The following is a 16,802-nucleotide window of genomic DNA, read 5'->3' as shown; positions in this document are numbered from 1 at the left end:
TCCTCGTTGCTGTTGTCGCTAACTTGTTAAAAACTGGGTCGAGCGTTGACGGTATGGAAAAAATGATTTTTTCGCTACAATATCAGCAAGGTTAATGTCTGCAATCATCAGCCTGCAATTGAAATTGAGAGGGAAATCTGTATGACAGCTACACTATCAGTTCCCAATTCCATCGAGTCTTGGCTTGGCGACGAAGCCGAAGACTTGCTCACCCATCAAGCAAAAGTTTCTAAAGATTTGTTGCACCTGCCGGGTCCGGATTGGGTCGATCGCATTTTTGCTCAAACCGATCGATCTCCTCAAGTTTTGCGATCGCTTCAGCAACTCTATTCTAGCGGACGCTTGGCGAATACCGGCTATTTATCCATCCTGCCCGTAGACCAAGGAATCGAACACTCAGCCGCCGCTTCTTTTGCACCGAATCCCATTTATTTCGACAGCGAAAACATCATCAAACTAGCAATTTCTGCTGGCTGCAACGCTGTCGCGACAACGCTGGGAGTTTTGGGAAGCGTATCTCGCAAATACGCGCACAAAATCCCTTTTATTGTCAAGCTAAATCACAACGAATTGCTGACTTATCCCAATCAATTCGACCAAATAATGTTTGCTTCTGTCGAACAAGCTTGGAATTTGGGAGCAGTTGCAGTGGGAGCAACAATTTATTTTGGTTCGCCGGAATCGACGAGGCAAATCCAAGAAGTCAGTCAAGCTTTTGCCCACGCTCACGAATACGGAATGGCGACAATTTTGTGGTGCTATCTCCGCAACGATATCTTTAAACAAGACAAAGATTATCACGTTGCCGCCGATTTGACCGGGCAAGCAAATCACTTAGGAGTGACAATTGAAGCTGACATTATCAAGCAGAAACTGCCCGAATGCAACAACGGTTACGAAGCTGTTGCTAAAGCTAGCGGTCACAGTTACGGCAAAACCGACAAGCGGGTTTATTCGGATTTGACAACGGATCACCCGATCGATCTAACTCGCTATCAAGTGCTCAACTGTTATGCGGGAAGGATGGGTTTAATTAACTCCGGCGGTGCTTCCGGGAAAAGCGATTTTGCAGAAGCAATTCGCACCGCAGTAATCAACAAGCGCGCTGGCGGCTGCGGCTTAATTTCCGGTCGCAAAACTTTTCAGCGTCCCTTTGAAGAAGGGGTAAAATTGTTCCACGCCATTCAAGACGTTTATTTGTCGCCAGAAATCTCGATCGCCTAAAAATTTCCCGCAGTCAATATCACCACCTAAACCTAGGGTGCACTGCACAAATCCCCCTAAACGTAAGGTGCAGAGTGTGCACCTTACGTGATTAAAATTCTTTAATCTAAGGATCGCGAATTAAATAACTTACAATTTTAATTGTTATTGTGGGATGGGCTCTTATAGCCCGTCCACTCATGACGGGCTATAAGAGCCCATCCCACAAACTTGTGGAAGTTATTTAATTCTCATTCCTAAGTGCCAACTTAGCTGTAATATTAATACGAGCTGAACATATATAGAGACACAGTATATAATTTAAAAATGCCCCACAGCCTTGTTTTAAACCTGCTGCCAGTTGCACCAATTCCATCCCAGTTTTTAACGGGGCGGCATCTCCACGCTTTGTTTTTGAACCTTGTGAGTGCTGTAGACAGCGATTTGAGCGCCTACCTGCACGACCAATCTCATGAAAAAGCTTTCACTTTAAGTCCTTTTCAAGTAAGCAGAAAAGAGGCTTACAAAAGCAGCGCGCCCCAGCCACAAAAGAGAGTTTTGCCTCCGGCTTCCCGCACAATATCTCCGGCCCTACAGTGGGAACACAAGCAAGCTATTCGGGAAAATACGCCAATTTGGTGGCGAATTTCTCTGCTGGATGACGGTTTGTTCGATCGGCTAACTCTACTTTGGCAGCAACTTAATTTCGATCGCCCCTGGCATCTTGGCCCGACAAATATATACATTACTAATATTTTGAGGGAACCGCAATCCAACCAGCCGTGGGTAAACTTTTGTACTTACGCAGAATTGTTCGAGAGAGCTTCGGAAACTGAGCGGCAAATTGCTTTTAGTTTCTGCACTCCTACTAATTTTCGGCAAGGTGTCTACGATAGTGCTATGCCCACTCGTGAGAGTATTTTCGGCAGTTTAGCGAATCGCTGGAACAAGTACAGCAGGATGGCGATCGAACCTACTTTGACAGAAGCTATTTTTCCCAGTTTCTTCGATATCAGAACAGAAGTTAGTACGGATTCTCGCAGTAAATTTATTGGCTGCGTCGGGGATATTAGTTACCGAATTATGGGAGATATAGCTCCTGTTACTATCAAGCAAATTAACACTTTAGCCGATTTTGCTCTTTACAGCGGAGTAGGGCGAAAGACGCCGATGGGAATGGGAATGACGCGCAGGTTGCAGGTTTTTTAATCATTCACTTTTGGGCTGAATTTCACTGACAATTTCATAAACATTTGTGTCTGGTATTTTTGCAAATAAAGGCGCCATCTGCTTCAATATTTCCTGATAAGCTTCGCTTTGATTGGCTGCCATCTTTTCTACGCTTTCCCAAAAAATGATGGCGATACCTTTGTCTGTATTTGGCAATTGCAGCAGGTATGCTCCCTTAAAACCTGTGGCATAAGTTGCAACGGCTTTTTCAAAAAGTTGTTCGGCAGCTTCAAATTTTCCTGGTTTAAATTCGCCAATGGCAACGTAGGCAAACTGATGTCTGAGAAAGTCTAGAAATTCTGACATATCTTTTTCCTCACTTAATAGCGATACACCAAGTTATATTTTACCCGATCGCCCGAAATTTGTGAACTGCACAGGTTGGAGTTTCGCGCTTAGCTCATCGGTAATTACACGTAACTGCGATGCCACTCAAATAGAAACTTTTTGAGTCAGGCGGCTAAAATCTTGATTAAATAAACTATGGAATTGCTGATTTTAGACGTTCACAATCCTAGGTACGCCGGAGCGACTTCTAGCGCTACTACACAAGGTAAAGCTGCTGATAACCCAATTATTTTGGTAACTGCGAGCATACACAAAGCCGTAAAAAATATCCAGTCAAAAGCGGTTTTTTGCAATAACCCTATTGAATTATTTAAAACTTACCTGTAACAATTATAACTGAGCAATAAAAACCAAGTAAAGAGCTAGCTAAAACAAATGAAAAAAATATTAGTCATTGAAGACGATAACTTAATCCGAGAAACCGTATTAGAACTTCTGGAATCGCGCGGTTTTGAAGCTGTCGGCGCCGAAAACGGACAAGTTGGTATCGAGTTAGCAGCCGAAATTCCCGATTTAATTTTGTCAGATGTCATGATGCCGGAACTAAACGGTTTTGAAGTATTCGCAGCCGTGCGATCGCACCCTGCAACTGCCAGCATTCCGTTTATTTTTATGACAGCCTCCGAAATGGAAAAAGCCCTGGAACTCAAAGCAGACGGCTATCTCAAAAAACCTTGCAGCGTAGCAGAAATGCTCGGGGCGATCGCAACTCAACTAGAAAAACCGACAGTTAGCAACCCACAACATCAAAAAGTACAGGACAATTCTGCGCCCTCAAATCTCAGCTTGCGCCCCCGGAATCAAAAATCTCGGTTTGAGATTGTCTCCGTTTGCTGGCAATGACACTCACAGTAACGTTATTGATAAATAAGTTGAGGGAAATTCAAATTGGTTCCCCCCAGGGGTGGCTTAGACTGGGTATGTTGAATTTGGTTAAATATTTATGAACGCACAACCCAAAGGCCGCCTAGTTTGGAACCACTCTACCCACCTTCCCGGTTTGATACCAATTTTAGAGCGCCTCACCCTAAAAATGGGCATTCAAACAGTCACGCCTGGGGTCATCAACAAAGTTAAAGGACACATCCCCCGCATGACATTAAGAGTGTCAGTACCCATCCGCGGGGGATTTAAAATCATCGCCAGACAGGGCAAAACCGTACAAGAAGTCTTTATATTAACCACTCTCAGTCAAGGGGATTTGGAAGACACCATCGCCCAAACCCTACCCAAGTGACAATTTTTCCTTAGCAAGCAAAGCCCGAGCCCTAACTGAAGTAGTTTCATCGCTTTGGATGATTTCCTCAAGCCGGGCCAAAACTTCCGCTAACCAATCCGGTTTGACAGTAGCAGCACCCGCCAAAGCTTGCAAACCCCCCGCTGCTGCGTAGCGCACCACCCATTCTGGATCTCGGGACGCTTGCAGCAGCGTTTTCACAGCGCGAAGTTGAGCATCTGCAATTTGTTCTGCCGGCATCAGTTCCCAGCAAATCGTCCCCAAACCCCTAGCCGCGGCCCGCCGCACGCTCAAAGCAAAGTCATTCGCCGCTGCATCCAGCAAAATCTCCAAACCCCTGGGGTCGCCAATTCCCGCCAAAGCCCGAACAGCCCAAGCTCTCGCTCCGTAATTGTAGCCGTCAAGCTGTTCTAGAAGCGGCAGCACGGCAGCTTCTCCGATTTGAATTAGCCCGTCAACGGCCGCAACAGCGGCGCCTGGGTTGTTGTAACCGAGAACTGTAATTAAGGTAGGAATTGCTTGTTTTGATGAAGCTGCCGCCAGTGCTTTGACGGAGTTTAACAAGCCTTCGGAAGAATCTGCTTGTTCGACAGCCTGAATTAATTCTAATGCCATTTATTGATAGTATTTACAACAGGTTTACCAAACAATATTAGATTTTAGATTGCTGATTTTAGCAATACTTTTTACGAAACCAAAGCCCCTTGAAGCCGCGCTACCATCTCAGTACGAGACGAAACATTCAGCTTGCGGAACATCCGTTTGAGAGCTTGCTTGACAGAATTCTGCGTAATCCACAGTGCTGTACCAATTTCGGCATTTGTTAGTCCCCGCGCCACCAGTTCAGCAATTTGTAACTCTCGCGGTGTCAAACGCATTGCTAACGACGAATTTAATTTGGTCGATCGCACCTGTAACGTTGCTAGACTGGCTGACAGGTGAAGGCACAAAGCGCTCAAATTGGCAAGTTCCCCAGCACCAAATGCGGGTGTATCACCCACGCGGGCAAAATGAATTGAACCGATGAGATGACCTCCACCGACGATCGGCCCTGTCATAATATGTTCGTGCCCGTAATAGGCACAGCAGCGCCGGTACAGTTCGCACTGCTTCCAACCTTCCGAGGGTAGCACTAATTGTTCGTGAGCCGGAGCGTGCCGATCGAGTACGTAGCGCATCACCGGATCGACAGCCCTACCGAATTTTTCGTAGCAATCTACAAAATCATTTACATCAGACACGCCGCAGACATCAACCTCCGCAAGCTGGAACTTCTCGTCGAGTAAATAAATTCCCCAACGCTGCGCGCCAAAATGCTCGCCCACTGCATCCATGACGCGCATTCGCAGTTCGCGATCGTCCCGAGCGCTTGAGATTGCTTGAAATAAGGGCAGAAGAGAATTAGCCATCGAGTTAAAAGTACCCACTTGAGGACTATGCAAGCTTGAAATTAATTCTTAGCATAATCTCTAACAAAAGTTGAAATAATTTTAAAAATGATGAATCCAACAAAATATTGCATTGGCTTAGTGATTTTCCCCGGCATGACGCAACTCGATATGACTGGCCCTTACCAAGTATTTTCCATGATGCCTGACACTCGTGTTCTGCTGTTGTGGAAGACTCTCGAACCTGTGACAAGTAGCGAGGGAATGACGATTTTGCCAACTACTACTTTTAATGACTGTCCGTCTTTAGATGTTTTGTGCGTTCCCGGCGGCGCGATCGGACAGGTGGAAATGATGCAGGATGGAGAGATGCTGGAATTTCTGCGCCAACAGGGTAAAATAGCAAAATATGTGACATCGGTTTGTACGGGTTCTTTGATTTTAGCTGCTGCTGGACTGTTGCAAGGATACCGCGCTGCTTGCCATTGGGCATTTCGCGACCAGTTAGCAATGCTGGGCGTTGAAGTTGGGACTCAAAGAGTGGTTGTCGATCGAAATCGCATCACAGGCGGCGGCGTAACTGCTGGTATCGATTTTGGATTGGTGGTTGTTGGCAAACTCTGTGGCGAGGAAACTGCCAAAATGATTCAGTTACTTCTAGAGTATAATCCCGCACCACCTTTTAATGCTGGTTCTCCCGAAACTGCGGGAGAGATTTTAGTTGAGCAGGTGAAGAAATTTGGCGAGCAGCTAATAGAGGCATCTCTGGAAGCAACGAAGAAAAGAGCGATCGCATTAGGTATTAATAGTTAATTTGATAGTCTTGGACGCATGGGCCCAGAAACCGGGTTTTTTACTAAAAAACTTCGTTGCAGCCCTTAGATTCGGTAAAAACCCGGTTTCTTTGTCGGAGTGCGTAAGTCCTAGTTAATATTAATGTTTATTAGCCCCATTAGAGTTTGAGGTCAAAAACGATTTCAATCACCGATGTCTATCAAAGAGTTTTCAAGTTCAAAGCAAACTGTCCATTAAATCCATAACCCGGATAGCATCATCTGACAAAGATAGTGATTCTTGTTGATTGAGGTGATGCTCCAAAACTCCTTTGAGCGCAATCAATTTCATGCTATTTTCTGCTAAAGTTTCAGAAATAGCTTGCGCTCCCGGCAAATAGCCGATCGCCCCCAAGTCCATCAAAGCCGATCGTCTCAACTGCAAATTATCCCCATTCAAAGCACTTACCAACCGCTCTCCATAAACCCGCTCACCAGTTAACTGATACATCGCCCGCGCCGCAGCGTACTGCACCCGTTCCACAGAATGTTCCAAAAAAGGTGAAATTAGCGGTATGGCCTCTATCGCTTGCAGCGTACCCAAAGCTTCAATTACCGAGTCGTAAGGCTGCACTAAATGCGATTTTCCCGGCACTCGCACAGCCACAGCTACGCCCCCATCCAATAGCTTCATTAGCGGCCCAATAGAATCGATCTCGCCCAGCATTTCTAAAGCTTGGGCCGCCGCTTCCCGCACGTAATAATCCGCGCATTCCAAACAGCGAATTAGCGCCGGCAATGCTTGTTTGTCGCCCAATTTACCCAGTGCCCGCGCCGCATTTCGCAATAGGGAATAATCGCCAATTTTTGTTTGTTCTGACTCTTCTTCCAAAGCCCCTATCAAAGCTGCAATAGCAGCAGGTTCCTTGACTCGAAATCTGCCAATCCACCAAGCAGCATAATAGCGGAGACTATAATCTTGACAGTGCAAATTGGCGATCGCCTGTTCCACAGTTAAAGACTCGCCCTCAGCTACACCCGCCGGCGGTGAGTCGGATTCGTAATAATCCATAGTGATTAGTTATTAGTTATTAGTTATTAGTTATTCGGCGATTGAAATCGCTGCTACCAAGACAAAACCTGCAAGGCAAGGGTTAGGAAAACTCGCCGATTTAAATCGCTACTAAACACACAAAACCCGCCAAGGCGGGTTACATTAACTCTTAGTCCGCTAGTGGACTTTGTTTGTCTAGCAGCGATTTTAATCGCCGCTTCTAGCTTTTGTCGGAGCGATTTTCATCGCCCCTGCAACCAAACTATTGGTGATCGTGCGATGATTCATGCGATGATTCTGCACCCGCGTTTAAAGGATGAATGCTGACAATTTTCCCGCCCATGCGAGTAATCCGCTGCATTGCTTGATTCATCCGATTGTAAGGCACGGTGATAAATGTACTCGCGCTCGATCGAATCGAATAATCCACATTATCTGTTTCATCGCTTTGGCGCAAGCCGACAACTTCATACCGAAAGCAGCGACTAGCCGAAGCTGTATTGCCACTTTTTCCAGCTACAATTTGACCCAACATAAGCTTCTTGGTAATTGGTAATTCTGACTGTTGACTGTTGACTGTTGACTGTTGACTAAAAGCTAGTAACTGCCAACTGCCAACTGCCAACTGACTAAATTGGAGTAATGCTGGCGATTTTCGCGCCCATGCGTTGAAATTTCTGCATTTGCGAGGACAACTCCTCAACAGGTACGATGAAAGCCTTGCTGCTGCGGCGCACGCTGGGATAGCCGCCCGTGCGAATGCCGGAAACTTCCACGCGCACCAGCCGCCCTTCTTTACCGTAAGCTGCCGCACCGCCGAAAGTGCTGGCGGGAGTTACGTTTCTGGCGGAAGGCCGATATGCCCAACCTTCGTTACCGCCAGAAGGCCCAACTACAGCCGTAGCGGTGTTAGTGCCGAGTTCGACAGCTAAGCGAGAGATATTGCCTTCTAGCTGAGATGTATCGCTGTTTGCATAGCCCCGATACAACCGGAACATCCGGGTAAAACCGACGGTTTTTTGACCGCGCTGGGTGTTAAAGCCGCGGTAGTAAGGCACGATACTTTCGCCAAAGTTTTCTTGATACTCTACTGAATCGATGTAAGAATCAATATCAGCGTCGTAGCCTTTTGTTTGGTACAAATCTAAGTGCTCAATTACTTCAGATTCGTCGTAGGTAGCGCGACCGAGCAAGTGTTTGTAGTTTAGTTCGATCGTCCGAGTTTGGAAGCTGTTGTAGAAAAACTTGGTTTTGTACAGTTCTGACTTAGCTACAGCGCGTACAAATTCTCGTACACTCAAACTGCCGTCCCGCAGCAAAGACTCGGAACTTGTAAGTCGCTCGGATTTCATTAAATAGTCGTTGCCCAGCACCTGACGGTAAACGGCACGAATCACCGTTTCAACGTCGTCTTTGGTGTAGTTCGGGCGCAATTCTACCTTCGGCGCATCGCTCAATGCGGATGTGCCCAGTCTGGACGCTGCTGTTGTAATCGCCACCAGATTTTCTCCTAAATTATTAATGACAAAAGTTTTATGCTTCGTTGCACTTGAAATTTTTAGGACTAAGGATAATATGCCTCAAAGTAGGGTGTGCACTGCACACCTTACCTATACATATAAAATTGAATAATTTTTTAGCCTTAGTCCTAATTTGCTAAAGACGTTTCACAAAAACGTCAATACACAAACTTTAAGCTGTGGTAATACTTACCACTTTGCCGCCACGTTTGTTGATTTGCTGCAAGCGGCTCGAAAGTTGCTCGTAAGGCACGAGATATTCGGTAGTAGTCCGCCGCACTTGGGGCAGAAAATTACCCGCACCTTGCATTGCGGTGACTCGGTAGAGTTGGTCGCGAGAACCGCCGGATGTGCCGCCAAGGGCTTTTCCGGTGGAGGCCGTGTATATCGGCGAAGCCATATTTCTCGCTACTTCCCAAGTCAGCCGGGCTTGGGTTTGGTTTTGCGATCGATCGCTGGAAGCAAAACCCCGGTACAGTTGAAACATCCGGTTAAAACCGACGGTTTTTTGACCTCTTTGAGTCGCGAAACCGCGATAGTAAGGCACTACACTTTCGCCAAAATTTTCTTCATACTCAACGGAGTCAATGTAAGAATTAATTTCAGCTTCGTAGCCTTCTGCATTGTACAAATCAACGTGGAAAGCAATTTCCGACTCGTCGTAAGGAGCGCGGCCCAACAAATGCTTATAATTAAGCTCAATTAACCGCGTTTGCGAGTTCGGATAAAAAAACTTTTTCCGATAGGTTTCGGAATGTGCAATTGACCGCACAAAATCTTTCACTGAAATCTGCCCTTGCAGCAGCAGAGATTCAGCACTGGTAAGTCGTTCGCTCGACATTAAATACTCGTTGCCGAAAACTTGGCTGTAAGCAGCGCGAATTACTGCTTTCGCATCCTCTTGCGTCCAGTGGGGGCGCAGTTCTACCCGTCCCGCTTCTTCAAATGCTTTTATTCCCAACCGTTCTGCAGCTGCTAGTCCCGCCATCTTCGCTTCTTCCTTTTTTGCTGTAAAAATTGAAAACTGCTTAAAAAAGTATTTGCAAAACTAGGCTTGGATCGCAGATGCCCGGAATTGTAAACAACCGCTAACACTTAAGCTAACAGCAGCTTACAATCCCGGGCATCACGCAAATCTAGCTCAGAGCGTTGATTGCGTAGTCGATGTAGGAATTCGCTTCAGTTGCAGCGTCGCCACTGAGACCGTGGTTGCCTTTGATGTACTTGAGAGCTTCAACGTACCAGCTAGGAGACAATTCAAATGTCCGGTTGATTTCGTCAACACCTGCAATCAGGTACTCGTCCATCGGACCTGTGCCACCTGCAACTAAGCAGTATGTTACCATCCGCAGGTAGTAGCCGATGTCGCGAGAACACTTGGCTTTACCTGTTGGGGTAGAAGCGTAGTTCGGGCCTTGCATTTGTTGCGTGTACGGGAATTTGTTGTACACAGCTTGAGCTGCACCGTCGATCAAACGCTGAGAGTTGGCGGTCAACGCTTTGGCTGCTTCCAAACCTGCTGCTGCTTGGCGGAAACGGCCGAAGGCGACTTGCAGTTCAGTGCTGCTCAGGAAACGGCCTTGAGAATCGGCTGCGGTTACTGCTTCAGTCAAAGGGGTTTTCATTGTTCTGGTTTCTCCCTAATGTTGTGTTGTTTTTGTACAAAAATGATTGTTTGCAAAAATGCGATGCTCGCTTCTTTACAAGAAAGGTTCGCTTGGCTATTTTTAGCCGACTGCACTAGCTGCGCGGTCGAAGTAGCTGCCGATTTCAGACATTAGCGAGCTGCAATCACCACGGGTAACACCGTTGGGGTCGTTAGCGATCGCAATTGCTGCTTCCTTCATTTTTTGCACACCTGCTGCAACTGAGCCACCGGGAACTCCCAGAGCTTGGTATGTTTCACGCAGACCGTTCAAGCAGCGGTCGTCCAAAACGCTGGCGTCGCCTGCAAATGTTGCATAGGTGACGTAGCGCAAGATGATTTCCATATCGCGCAAGCAAGCTGCCATGCGGCGGTTGGTGTACGCATTGCCACCAGGAGCGATCAGTTGTGGCTGTTCGGCGAACAGGGTGCGAGCTGCATTGGCTACGATGCTGGATGCGTTGCCGGTGATGCGGTTTACTGCGTCAATCCGCTTGTTAGCGTCGGAAACCATGCTGCTGAGAGCATCGAGTTGACCCTGAGCTAGAAATTCGCCCCGAGCGTCAGATTGGGAAACCACTTTTGTAAATGCGTCAAACATGAAAGAACTCTCCTACTTGAGTTAATTGAGTTTGGTTGCGGTATAAAACCGTTAAGTTAAATTTGTTCAGGCTACGAGTGCCTGCAAGGGTTGAAATTTGATGCCAGCTAATCTGCTGGTTCGATCGAGTTTTCCCTTTCCGCTACCTGCACTATTGTTACATCGTAACGGACGTTTAAGAAACCTTAGAAATTTTAACATCTTTTATGAGATGCGACAAACCTTGTCAATCAGTCTTTTTGTTAACTTTGGCCTGTCGTTTCAACCCTCTGATAATCTTTATACAACGCTCGCCCGTCTTTGTTTATTACAAATTATTACAGAAACTTATCTCTCTAAGAAGGTAAATGGCTGGGTGGGGAGTGCGGGCTAATCTCTTTCTTTCGGTAGATGCGCGGTTGCAAAATTTAATGTATGGCCTGCTTCCCTCGCCCCGGCAGTCGCCGTTGAACCCCCCCGAACCATCTCGTGGCCCGATCGCCTTTGTTGGCTTTCTCTGGAAAAACCGAATTGTTAAGAAATTATAAGTAAATTAAAGTTTTCGTAAAATAAGGCTGGGGGAATAGGAAAAAAAACCAAAAATTCTGCCCAATGTCAGGAGGGCAGCAGAATTCGGTGCGGGAAAAATGCAATCTTATTGTGAACCCGATCGCCACAGCCTCAGCTTTTGCCGGAAATATCAGCCTTTAGTGACAAAACTCAGCCGTTGGAAATTGAAAGACCCGGCCCGGTGTTTCATAACGCGGGGATGCTTGGTCTGGGGAGTCATTGGGCTTGACCCCAGACCCAGCATCTACTGTTGATCCTGCTGCGGTTGCAAAAAAACTTTCTTCATCTATCTATCTGTTCTATGTTCTGCTTCCCACAGGCTAGTCCCACGCCAGCGTGTGGCAAGCTGAGCATTGTGGAGGGTGAGAAAACCAACATAGGCGATCGATACCTGTCGAGGCAGCGCCCTTTTTCTTTTAACCTTAAATAATAAAATAGATGAGTTCGGATATGCGCCTTTTATTACGTTTGTTTTAAGGTAGGTTTTGACCTGGGATGCACGCTTTCATCCCCAGACTAAAGTCACTCATGCTCTCAGCTTATTTTCTGTGTAAAAGCCGAAGGAATGGCTGATTTTTAGTAGCAAGGTGGATAGGTGCTATCAGCCGTAGGTATACAAACGGGGCGATCCAGCTGCCAGACGCAGTGAAGTTAAAAGCTTTTTGCTTCCCCGGCATCGAACCGCCCAAAACGAGTCCCAAGTTAAACAGTTTTTGATTCAGAGCTCAAAACTTAACTATTCGAGGGGGTCTGGGGGAGCAATAAGTCCCACACCATAATCTTCGATTTGGTGTTGGGATACATGGACGCCCCCAGACCGATTTTATCCCGTCAATCAGGCGTGAAATCGGTATCAGATGTAGGTTTATAGACTCGTAGTTCTGTGTTAGAGTTGACTGTATGACTCTTATCATGAACTACTGCTACCGAATTTATCCCGACGCCAACCAAGAAGAAACGATGCTTCATTGGTTGGAAATTTCTCGTAAGGTTTATAACTACGCCTTGCGAGAAATCAAAGATTGGGTCAATTCGCGTAAATGTAGTTTGGATTATTGTTCGCTGGAGAGAGAATACATCATTCTACCCGACAAGCCATTCCCTACCTATTACGCTCAACAGAACGAACTTCCTAAAGCGAAAAAAACGTTTCCGTTGTTGGGCGAAGCCCCTTCTCAAGTTCTGCAAACTACCATTCGCAGATTGCATGACGCTTGGAATTATTTTCAGTCGCGGGGGTTTGGCTTTCCTCGCTTCAAGAAGTTTGGACAAATCAAGTCCATGCTGTTTCCTCAATTCAAAATCAACCCCATTACAGGATGGCAGATAAGCTTGCCCAAAGTTGGGAAGATGCCTATCAACTTGCATCGACCTATCCCAGAGGGGTTTGTGGTTAAGCAAGCACGGGTTTTGAGGAAAGCTGATAGGTGGGAAGTTGTAGTGACAATTGAGTCTGACATGTCGATACCTGACGCTCAACCGCATGGAGATGCGCTGGGTATCGATTTGGGACTGTCCAAGTTTTTGACAACCTCGGATAAAGAGTTTATTGCTAGACCCCGATTCTTGACATCTTTGTACCGCAAGCTGGAATTGCTGCAACGTAAGTATGCCAGAACGAAAAAGGGTTCTAAGAACCGTGAGAAAGCTCGAATCAAGGTTGCCAGATTCCACAACCACATCGCTAGAGTTCGGAAGGATTGGCAATTCAAACTGGCTAACCATTTGTGTACCAAGGAAGGTATTGAGATGGTCTTTGTTGAGGACTTGAACTTGAAAGCGATGTCCAGGGGGATGTTGAGAAAACATACCTTGGATGCTGCTTTTGGTCAATTTCTCAATCTGCTGGAGTGGGTGGCTAAGAAGCATCAGATCTACTTCCTCCGGGTCAATCCAGATGGAACATCTCAAACTTGCCCTAAGTGCAACACGCATACGGGTAAAAAAGAGCTTTCCGAACGAGTTCATAGATGTGGTGAGTGCGGATACGAAACAGATAGAGATCATGCAGCATCAGAAGTCATTAGGTTGCGTGGTTTGGAACTCATCAGTACGCAAGGACTTTGCGGAATAGAAAACGCCTATGCAGTCGGTCGGCCGGGGATTGATGAAAGTCAGTCTAGGTCAGAGGCGAAATCCCGCAAGGGAAAAACTAGGAAAATCCAGCAGTGATGTTGGGAAGCCCACACCATAATCTTTGATTTGGTGTGGGAGGATGTCACAAGTCTCTGACTGTAATCAGCCGCATCCATCGGCTGTAGCTGTCCGGCCTCATTCGCCTAATTCCCCCATGCTCGATCGTAATTTATGTCTTCAAATTCTCCCTCTTCTTGGCACACCGTAGCAATTGACCAAACTCTCCAGCAGCTAAGCAGCAACAAAGACGCTGGCTTGAGCAGCAAACAGGTGTCAGAACGCTTGCAGCAATACGGCCCCAACGAACTCGAAGAAACAGGAGGCCGCAGTCCGTGGTCGATTTTTGTCGATCAGTTCACCAACATCATGTTGTTGATGCTGATGGGTGTGGCCGTGATTTCGGGTTTTTTGGACATCAGGTCGAATACTTTTCCCAAAGATGCGATCGCCATTTTTGCGATCGTCATACTCAACGGCATTCTCGGCTATTTCCAAGAGCAAAGTGCTGAAAAAGCCCTCGCAGCCCTCAAAAACCTCGCTTCCCCCCTAGTCAGAGTCCTGCGGGACGGCAAAACTTCGGAAATAGCCGCCAAGGAACTCGTACCCGGAGACGTAATGCTGTTGGAGGCTGGGGTAAAAATAGCAGCAGACGCACGCTTGATCGAAACATCAAATCTGCAAGTCAGAGAATCTGCTTTGACAGGAGAAGCCCTAGCAGTAACCAAGCAAGCCGATCTAGAACTTCCAGAAGATGCTTCCTTGGGCGATCGACTCAACCTGATTTTTCAGGGCACAGAAGTTGTTCAGGGACGAGCAAAGGCGATCGTCACCAACACCGGAATGAAAACTGAACTGGGCAAAATTGCCACCATGCTTCAGTCAGTAGAAACCGAACCGACTCCCCTGCAACAGCGGATGAGCCAGTTAGGAAATGTTCTAGTCTCCGGTGCCCTAACCTTAGTCGCAATTGTCGTCATCGGCGGCATGATTACCTTCCAAAACGGCGGCATCGGGTTCGATACCAGCAGGTTTGAAGAGTTGTTAGAAGTTTCTCTAAGCATGGCTGTGGCTGTGGTTCCCGAAGGACTCGCAGCAGTCGTGACAGTTACTCTGGCACTCGGAACTAGGCGGATGGTGAAGCGAAACGCCCTGATTCGCAAACTCCCTGCGGTAGAAACTTTGGGTTCGGTAACTACCATTTGTTCTGACAAAACAGGTACTCTGACTCAAAATAAAATGGTAGTTCAGCTAGTGTCTACGGGCGACTGCACTGTCGCCGTCGCAGGGGATGGCTATGCCCCGATCGGAGATTTTACCGATCGCCTGACAGCGGCCAAAATTAATAATTTAGAGGAATATCCAGAACTCGAATCTTTATTAATTGCCTGTGCAGTTTGCAACGACGCAGTATTGCAACAAGAAAAACAAGAATGGCAGATTTTAGGCGACCCCACAGAAGGAGCTCTGCTTTGTGTAGCGGGAAAAGCAGGCATTTATAAGGAAAAACAGTCTCAATTGCTGCCGCGGACGGCGGAATTTCCTTTTTCTTCCGAACGCAAGCGGATGAGCGTGATTTGCGAAGTGCCCGGCCGATCAGGACATTCGGGATTTCCCGCAGAAACAGGACAGCAGTCGAATTATTTGATGCTGACCAAAGGTTCTCCAGAGTTGACTTTGGAGCGCTGCAAAGGCATTATAGTCGGCGATCGAGTACAACCTTTAACCCAGGAAATGCGCGATCGCATCCTCGTCGAAAACAACAACATGGCAAGCGGCGGTTTGCGAGTCCTCGGGTTTGCGTACAAACTCTGGGAAAGCCTGCCGCCCGAAGGTTCTGAGGAAATTAGCGAACAAGACATGATTTGGCTGGGACTCGTCAGTATGCTGGACGCCCCGCGGCCGGAAGTGCGGGAAGCTGTGGTTAAGTGCCGCAATGCTGGCATTCGGGTGGTGATGATTACAGGAGACCACCAGTTGACTGCAAAAGCCATCGCCTACGATTTAGGTATTGCCACAGAGGGCGATCGAGTTCTCACCGGTCAAGAATTAGAAAAGCTCAGCCAAGAAGAACTCAAACAGCAAGTCGAACAGGTTAGCGTTTACGCCCGCGTCTCCCCCGAACACAAATTGCGGATTGTCCAAGCTTTGCAAAGTTGGGGCAAATTTGTCGCGATGACCGGCGACGGAGTTAACGACGCCCCCGCGTTGAAACAAGCCGATATCGGCATCGCTATGGGGATTACCGGCACCGATGTCAGCAAAGAAGCTAGCGATATGGTACTCCTCGACGACAACTTCGCAACTATTGTCGCCGCCGCTGAAGAAGGGCGAGTGGTTTATAGCAATATTCGCCGCTTTATTAAATATATTTTGGGCAGCAACATCGGCGAAGTTTTGACAATTGCGGCCGCACCTTTAATCGGTTTAGGGGGAGTGCCGCTGACGCCGCTGCAAATTTTGTGGATGAACTTAGTAACAGACGGCGTTCCCGCTTTGGCCTTGGCTGTGGAACCGGGGGAACCGAACGTCATGAAAAGGCCTCCTTTCAGTCCGCGAGAAAGTATTTTTGCGCGGGGTTTGGGTTCTTACATGATTCGGATCGGGATTATTTTTGCAATTTTGACGATCGCGATGATGTCCTGGGCTTACGGATATACTCACTCTCCCGGACACGGCAATCCAGATGCTTGGAAAACAATGGTGTTTACAACTCTTTGTTTGGCACAAATGGGTCACGCGATCGCAATTCGGTCTAACACTCAGCTAACTATCGAGTTAAATCCCTTCACTAATATTTTTGTTTGGGGAGCTGTGATTGTTACTACTGCTTTGCAATTAATGCTGATTTATGTTCCGCCGCTGAGAGCATTTTTCGGCACTCACTATTTGTCGCCTTTTGAATTGCTAGTTTGCTTCGGTTTCAGCGCTCTGATGTTTGTCTGGATTGAAATGGAAAAACTGTTTGTGCGCTTTTACAACAAATCTAGGAAATAGTGTTAACGGCTGACGGATAGTGAGCTAAGTTTCATTATTAGCTAGAGTCCTCGCATTTGGCACTATCCTCTCTTCACATCCGCCAGGGGTTTCAACCCCTGGCTCATATCAAATCCGGTAGCAT

16 protein-coding genes are annotated in these 16,802 nt (G+C 47.1%); 7 read left to right on the top strand and 9 right to left on the bottom strand.

What is annotated here, in order from left to right; genetic code table 11:
- Nucleotides 1–141 precede the first annotated feature (141 nt).
- Together QUA50_RS17950 and cas6 are read left to right on the top strand one after the other, a co-directional pair.
- The gene (locus QUA50_RS17950) at nt 142–1,224 is read left to right on the top strand and encodes a class I fructose-bisphosphate aldolase (RefSeq protein WP_333265304.1); all 1,083 of its coding nucleotides are present in this window, start codon (nt 142–144) and stop codon (nt 1,222–1,224) included.
- A 306-nt stretch (nt 1,225–1,530) separates the two neighbouring features.
- Nucleotides 1,531–2,412, top strand: a complete 882-nt coding sequence (gene cas6 / locus QUA50_RS17945; protein WP_333265302.1) for a CRISPR-associated endoribonuclease Cas6 — start codon at nt 1,531–1,533, stop codon at nt 2,410–2,412.
- On the opposite strand, the gene QUA50_RS17940 is transcribed toward cas6, so the two are convergent.
- Nucleotides 2,413–2,739: an antibiotic biosynthesis monooxygenase gene (locus QUA50_RS17940; protein ID WP_333265299.1), complete on the bottom strand. Its 327-nt coding sequence runs from the start codon at nt 2,737–2,739 to the stop codon at nt 2,413–2,415.
- Nucleotides 2,740–3,156: 417 nt separating this feature from the next.
- Here QUA50_RS17940 and QUA50_RS17935 point away from each other — a divergent pair, with 417 nt between their 5' ends.
- Together QUA50_RS17935 and QUA50_RS17930 are read left to right on the top strand one after the other, a co-directional pair.
- Nucleotides 3,157–3,624, top strand: coding sequence for a response regulator (locus QUA50_RS17935; RefSeq protein ID WP_333265297.1), 468 nt, complete (start codon nt 3,157–3,159; stop codon nt 3,622–3,624).
- 100 nt (nt 3,625–3,724) lie between these two features.
- Complete coding sequence (locus tag QUA50_RS17930; RefSeq protein ID WP_333265295.1) at nt 3,725–4,018, top strand: DUF2103 domain-containing protein; 294 nt, start codon at nt 3,725–3,727, stop codon at nt 4,016–4,018.
- Here the strand turns inward: QUA50_RS17930 and QUA50_RS17925 are convergent.
- Entirely contained in the window at nt 4,007–4,633 is a 627-nt protein-coding gene (locus tag QUA50_RS17925; RefSeq protein ID WP_333265293.1) for a HEAT repeat domain-containing protein, read from the bottom strand. The genes QUA50_RS17930 and QUA50_RS17925 overlap by 12 nt on opposite strands.
- Before the next feature lie 71 nt (nt 4,634–4,704).
- Nucleotides 4,705–5,427, bottom strand: a complete 723-nt coding sequence (locus QUA50_RS17920) for a LuxR C-terminal-related transcriptional regulator (RefSeq protein WP_333265291.1) — start codon at nt 5,425–5,427, stop codon at nt 4,705–4,707.
- Between the two features lie 87 nt (nt 5,428–5,514).
- Between QUA50_RS17920 and QUA50_RS17915 the strand changes: the two genes are divergently transcribed.
- Entirely contained in the window at nt 5,515–6,219 is a 705-nt protein-coding gene (locus QUA50_RS17915; protein ID WP_333265290.1) for a DJ-1/PfpI family protein, read from the top strand.
- 198 nt (nt 6,220–6,417) lie between these two features.
- On the opposite strand, the gene QUA50_RS17910 is transcribed toward QUA50_RS17915, so the two are convergent.
- From QUA50_RS17910 to QUA50_RS17885, 6 genes are all read right to left on the bottom strand, one after another.
- Complete coding sequence (locus QUA50_RS17910; RefSeq protein WP_333265289.1) at nt 6,418–7,251, bottom strand: HEAT repeat domain-containing protein; 834 nt, start codon at nt 7,249–7,251, stop codon at nt 6,418–6,420.
- 244 nt (nt 7,252–7,495) lie between these two features.
- Nucleotides 7,496–7,858 (bottom strand): phycobilisome linker polypeptide, encoded by a 363-nt coding sequence (locus tag QUA50_RS17905; protein ID WP_333265288.1) that lies wholly within the window; start codon nt 7,856–7,858, stop codon nt 7,496–7,498.
- 4 nt (nt 7,859–7,862) lie between these two features.
- Complete coding sequence (locus tag QUA50_RS17900; RefSeq protein ID WP_333209621.1) at nt 7,863–8,732, bottom strand: phycobilisome linker polypeptide; 870 nt, start codon at nt 8,730–8,732, stop codon at nt 7,863–7,865.
- Between the two features lie 193 nt (nt 8,733–8,925).
- Complete coding sequence (locus tag QUA50_RS17895; RefSeq protein WP_333265287.1) at nt 8,926–9,741, bottom strand: phycobilisome linker polypeptide; 816 nt, start codon at nt 9,739–9,741, stop codon at nt 8,926–8,928.
- 148 nt (nt 9,742–9,889) lie between these two features.
- A complete protein-coding gene (gene cpcA / locus QUA50_RS17890; protein WP_006631256.1) occupies nt 9,890–10,378 on the bottom strand; it encodes a phycocyanin subunit alpha in 489 nt (162 codons plus the stop codon).
- 102 nt (nt 10,379–10,480) lie between these two features.
- Nucleotides 10,481–10,999, bottom strand: coding sequence for a phycocyanin subunit beta (locus QUA50_RS17885; RefSeq protein ID WP_332948147.1), 519 nt, complete (start codon nt 10,997–10,999; stop codon nt 10,481–10,483).
- A 1,449-nt stretch (nt 11,000–12,448) separates the two neighbouring features.
- On the opposite strand from QUA50_RS17885, the gene QUA50_RS17880 reads away from it, so the two are divergent.
- On the top strand, nt 12,449–13,720 hold the full coding sequence (locus QUA50_RS17880) for a transposase (protein WP_333265286.1): 1,272 nt from the start codon (nt 12,449–12,451) through the stop codon (nt 13,718–13,720).
- Between the two features lie 135 nt (nt 13,721–13,855).
- The gene (locus QUA50_RS17875) at nt 13,856–16,678 is read left to right on the top strand and encodes a cation-transporting P-type ATPase (protein ID WP_333265285.1); all 2,823 of its coding nucleotides are present in this window, start codon (nt 13,856–13,858) and stop codon (nt 16,676–16,678) included.
- Nucleotides 16,679–16,802: the final 124 nt, after the last annotated feature.

This window comes from Microcoleus sp. M2_D5, from assembly GCF_036701935.1.
In the GTDB taxonomy this organism is placed as follows: Bacteria; Cyanobacteriota; Cyanobacteriia; order Cyanobacteriales; family Microcoleaceae; genus Microcoleus.
This window is presented reverse-complemented; position numbering and strand designations above follow the sequence as displayed.

Bases quoted from the DNA above. Each gene is read 5' to 3' on its own strand.
- QUA50_RS17930 (WP_333265295.1), top strand. From the start codon at position 3,725: ATGAACGCACAACCCAAAGGCCGCCTAGTTTGGAACCACTCTACCCAC.
- cpcA (WP_006631256.1), bottom strand. From the start codon at position 10,378: ATGAAAACCCCTTTGACTGAAGCAGTAACCGCAGCCGATTCTCAAGGC.
- QUA50_RS17880 (WP_333265286.1), top strand. From the start codon at position 12,449: ATGACTCTTATCATGAACTACTGCTACCGAATTTATCCCGACGCCAAC.
- QUA50_RS17940 (WP_333265299.1), bottom strand. From the start codon at position 2,739: ATGTCAGAATTTCTAGACTTTCTCAGACATCAGTTTGCCTACGTTGCC.
- QUA50_RS17915 (WP_333265290.1), top strand. From the start codon at position 5,515: ATGATGAATCCAACAAAATATTGCATTGGCTTAGTGATTTTCCCCGGC.
- QUA50_RS17910 (WP_333265289.1), bottom strand. From the start codon at position 7,251: ATGGATTATTACGAATCCGACTCACCGCCGGCGGGTGTAGCTGAGGGC.
- QUA50_RS17950 (WP_333265304.1), top strand. From the start codon at position 142: ATGACAGCTACACTATCAGTTCCCAATTCCATCGAGTCTTGGCTTGGC.
- QUA50_RS17895 (WP_333265287.1), bottom strand. From the start codon at position 9,741: ATGGCGGGACTAGCAGCTGCAGAACGGTTGGGAATAAAAGCATTTGAA.
- QUA50_RS17885 (WP_332948147.1), bottom strand. From the start codon at position 10,999: ATGTTTGACGCATTTACAAAAGTGGTTTCCCAATCTGACGCTCGGGGC.
- cas6 (WP_333265302.1), top strand. From the start codon at position 1,531: ATGCCCCACAGCCTTGTTTTAAACCTGCTGCCAGTTGCACCAATTCCA.
- QUA50_RS17925 (WP_333265293.1), bottom strand. From the start codon at position 4,633: ATGGCATTAGAATTAATTCAGGCTGTCGAACAAGCAGATTCTTCCGAA.
- QUA50_RS17875 (WP_333265285.1), top strand. From the start codon at position 13,856: ATGTCTTCAAATTCTCCCTCTTCTTGGCACACCGTAGCAATTGACCAA.
- QUA50_RS17935 (WP_333265297.1), top strand. From the start codon at position 3,157: ATGAAAAAAATATTAGTCATTGAAGACGATAACTTAATCCGAGAAACC.
- QUA50_RS17920 (WP_333265291.1), bottom strand. From the start codon at position 5,427: ATGGCTAATTCTCTTCTGCCCTTATTTCAAGCAATCTCAAGCGCTCGG.